At 49.5% G+C, this 3,484-nt stretch carries 2 protein-coding genes; both read left to right on the top strand.

What is annotated here, in order from left to right:
• The first annotated feature begins 332 nt into the window (after positions 1 to 332).
• Positions 333 to 1,859: a UDP-N-acetylmuramoyl-L-alanyl-D-glutamate--2,6-diaminopimelate ligase gene (locus tag COY37_RS04615; RefSeq protein WP_286678342.1), complete on the top strand. Its 1,527-nt coding sequence runs from the start codon at positions 333 to 335 to the stop codon at positions 1,857 to 1,859.
• On the top strand, positions 1,847 to 3,253 hold the full coding sequence (locus COY37_RS04610; protein ID WP_286678341.1) for a UDP-N-acetylmuramoyl-tripeptide--D-alanyl-D-alanine ligase: 1,407 nt from the start codon (positions 1,847 to 1,849) through the stop codon (positions 3,251 to 3,253). Before COY37_RS04615 ends, COY37_RS04610 begins: the two co-directional genes overlap by 13 nt.
• The last annotated feature ends 231 nt before the right edge of the window (positions 3,254 to 3,484 follow it).

The following is a 3,484-nucleotide window of genomic DNA, read 5'->3' as shown; positions in this document are numbered from 1 at the left end:
GAGTTTATCCTGAGCGATAGCGAAGGACCTGCTCAGAATGACACAATAATTATGGTGTTCTGGCACTAGTGACGCTTTCGGGAAAACGCTGACGTTTGGCCTGGAGAGGGGATGCTTATACGTGGATCCGGTGGTCTGGTTGCGGGCTCGGCCTGGCTTCATTCGGCAGGTTAGAGTGTGCAGCGGCCGTTAGTGGGGGTTTGCCGGCTTGGATAGGCGAGCGCTTTAATTTGGAGTAAGCCGTGCGTTTTTTAGTAAGCGCGGGGTATGCTTTGGCATGACCCTGGACCTTGAAATGCGGACACTGGTATGATTGATTAGCGGAGGAGAACGTGCAAGTAAAAAAACTCAAGACTATACTTACGGCGGTTGCCATAAACAACATAATCGGTGACATAAATAAAGAGATATCGGGCCTTGCATATGATTCACGCAAGGTTAAAAAAGATGATCTCTTCTTTTGTATTAACGGATTTAAGGCCGATGGGCATGCTTTTGCTCTTAAAGCGCAAGAGGCAGGGGCTACGGCGGTTGTCGTTGAGAGAACTCTACCAAAGGTTACCATAACCCAGATTGTCGTGAATAATACGCGCGAAGCCATGGCGAAGATAGCGAGCGCGTTTTTTGATTATCCGACGAGAAAACTTAAGCTAATCGGTATTACCGGCACGAATGGAAAGACGACCACCAGTTATATGATTGAGAGCGTGATGAGCGCTGCAGGATACAAGACCGGCATGCTAGGCACGGTCGAGTACAGGATTGGAAGCGAAAAAATTCCTGTGGATCGAACAACCCCGGAGTCGCTCGATTTACAGGAATTCTTTGCGCGGATGGTGGATGCAGGTGTAGACGCGGCGGTCATAGAGGTTTCTTCACATGCCATTGATTTGCTACGGGTTGAGGCGTGTGAATTTGACGTTGTCGTTTTTACTAACTTAAGCCGGGATCATCTGGATTATCATGGGACGATCGAGGAATATTTTGAGGTAAAAAAGCGCATATTTGACAAGAGGTCTTGCGCACCGAAACAAGCTGTCGGTAAAGCAACCAACCGCAACGCAAGCCGGGGACCTCATCAAGTTATTAATATAGACGACGAATACGGCCGCAAACTTATACAGAGAGGCGAAGGGAAGCAACTCAGATATAGCCTTAAAGATAAAACAGAGGTATATGCAAGCGGAATCATGCTCAGGGCCGATGGCTCAGCCGTAAAAATTCATACCGGTTCGGGGACAGTGGACGTAGATTTAAAAATGCCCGGTCTCTACAACATATCCAACGCACTGGCCGCTGCAGGCGTAAGTATTGCGCTGGGCATTGATTTAGAAAAGATTAAAGTAGGGCTTGAGAGGTTGGGGTCTGTTCCGGGGAGATTTGAGCGGGTGGATACCGGTCAAGAGTTCACTGTAATTGTGGATTATGCCCATACGCCCGACAGCCTTGAGAAGGTCTTGAGCGCCGCGCGACAGCTGACCGAGGGAAGGCTAATAACGTTATTTGGGTGCGGCGGTGATAGGGACAAGGGGAAAAGACCCATGATGGGGAGAATTGCGGCGGAGTTGAGCGACCATGTAATAATTACGTCAGATAATCCGCGAAGCGAAGATCCAAGAGAGATAATTATGGAAATAAAGAATGGGATAGAAGAGAATTTACTCCGCCGATGTGAGATCGAAGCGGACAGGCGAAACGCGATAGCGATGGCGCTGGAAGGGGCGCAAAAGGATGATTTTGTGGTAATTGCAGGAAAAGGGCACGAGCAAGGACAGGAGATAGCGGGCGAGAAAATACCATTTGATGATGTGCAAATAGCGAAGGAATTACTCGGGGGGATGGTGAAATGGTCCCGTTAACCGTAGACGAAATAGCGGATAGCACCGAGGGAATACTGCTGAGCGGCTCAGCGGGTTTTAAGGTTCTTGGAATAAGCATTGATAGCAGGACGATTAAAAGCGGTGATCTTTTTATTCCGCTAAGAGGAGAGACGGATGGGCACCAGTACATCTTTGATGCCTTAAGAAAAGGTGCCGCCGGTTTTCTCGTAGAAAAAGGTTCGTACCAAAAGGAACGGCTTGTTGGGCTGGCCGGGTCGCAGTTTGTTATTGAAGTGAATGATTGCCTGAAGGCACTGCAGGATATCGCCGCGTATTACCGGTCGAAACTCCCGATAAAGGTTATCGGGGTAACAGGCAGTACGGGGAAGACGACCACAAAGGACATGTTAAACTGCGTGCTGGCGCATAAATTCAGGGTTGTCAGCACCGACAAGAATTTTAACAACGAAATCGGCGTCCCGCTGACCATTCTCAGGACGGATGCCGAAACGCAGGTGCTGGTAGTCGAGATGGGTATGCGTGGGCAGGGGCAGATAAAAGAGCTTGCGCAGATTGCAAAGCCCAATATAGGGGTGGTCACAAACATCGGACAGGCGCACATGGAGCTTCTTGGGTCGGAAGAGATGATAGCCAGGGCAAAAGCGGAGCTTATCGAGTCGTTGCCGGAGGACGGAGTAGCGGTATTAAACGGGGATGATCTCTGGACGCCCGATATCACACAGTACGCTTGCGCAAAGACCGTTACTTATGGGATTGCCTCCGGTGATATCCGCGGAAGCGAACTCGATGTCGATGAGTTGGGCCGCGCATCGTTCAGGCTCGATATCGGCAAAGGGACGGATTATATCGTGCGCCTGGCGGTGCCGGGCAGGCATAATGTCTATAACGCGCTGGCCGTTGCCGCTGTCGCCACCGAGTTGGGCTTAAGCGTTGACGAGATACGCATAGGGCTTTCAGGCTGCAGGTCTACATCCATGCGGATGGAGGTTTTTACAACTGCCGATAATGTGCTAATCTTAAACGACGCGTACAACGCCAATCCGAGTTCGATGCAGGCGGCACTACTAACCCTTATGGATATATCGACCCAACCTCAGGGAAGACACGTTGCGGTCTTAGGTGATATGCTGGAGCTTGGGCCCGTTTCAAATGAGGCCCATAAGGAAATCGGGGAGCTCGTCGCCTCTCTAAGGATAAACATCCTGGTCGCGGTAGGTATTGAGAGTCAGGCGATGGCGGACAGCGCCATTAAAAACGGCATGAACGCAAAAGCGGTTGTGACGTGCCCGGATGCGGCTACTGCCGCGCAACTGTTAAAGCAACTTATCATGCCTGGGGATGCTGTATTAGTTAAGGCATCACGCGGGGTTGGTTTGGAAGTAGTCGTAAGAGCACTTGTAAAAATAGTCTAATAACAAAAAATAGTCTAATAACACTCTTAGGAACACACTTTAGAAAATACTTTCGTATATACTTGGGAACATACTTGGGGCATTTTAAACGATGATAACCTTTTTGCACTATCCAACGTATCAGATATTTTTGACCGCTGTTCTAGCCCTGGTTATAACAGCGGTATTAACGCCGATTTGGATTAAGTTGCTTCGCAGGGAAGGCATAGGGCAGGTTGTAAGGATCGACGG

This window comes from Candidatus Aquicultor secundus, assembly GCF_002791875.1.
Lineage (GTDB): Bacteria > Actinomycetota > Aquicultoria > Aquicultorales > Aquicultoraceae > Aquicultor_A > Aquicultor_A secundus.
The sequence above is the reverse complement of the archived record's forward strand: the minus strand, read 5'-3'. Positions and strand labels throughout refer to the sequence as shown.